Here is a 501-nt window from a genome sequence, read left to right as displayed (position 1 = left end):
ATAGCCTACTTTGAGTCTTTCCCAGCGTTTCCGGCACATTAAGTCGCATCAGCCAGCATGTATCTCGACAGAGTACTCGCCCCCAGCTTCCAATGACTATTTCATCTCTTCGCCAATTCTTTATGTCTTTGCTCCTGCTCGCACTTGTGGGCTGCAATCAAGCGGACATGATTCAAAAATTTGCTTCGCCTGCCGATCAGACGCTGGCTAAAAGTTACATTGATCTTCTGCGACAGCAGCGCTTTGAGGATATTGAGAAGGCAGCTGATCCAAGCATAGCTGGGCCGGCACTTCATGACGCGCTTGTTCAAATGGCGGCATTTATCCCTGCTGGAGAGCCCTCAACAATTATGCTGGTTGGCGCTCACCGGATGAATAGGGATGACTCTTCGACCGTCAATCTCACGTTTGAATATGGCTTTTCAGGCAAATGGATTTTGACGAGCGTCGCCGTAAGGAATCATGGTGGTAAGGCCACCATAGTTGGCTTTAGCGTCGTTC

General features: G+C 49.5%; 1 protein-coding gene. It reads left to right on the top strand.

Translation table 11 applies throughout. The features are described 5' to 3' along the window. Positions 1 to 122: 122 nt before the first annotated feature. A partial coding sequence (locus tag AC1DWI_RS26110) for a hypothetical protein (RefSeq protein ID WP_477726326.1) occupies positions 123 to 501 on the top strand: 379 nt, incomplete at its 3' end.

The sequence above is a fragment of the Polaromonas sp. P3_C2 genome (assembly GCF_056402675.1).
The sequence above is the reverse complement of the archived record's forward strand: the minus strand, read 5'-3'. Positions and strand labels throughout refer to the sequence as shown.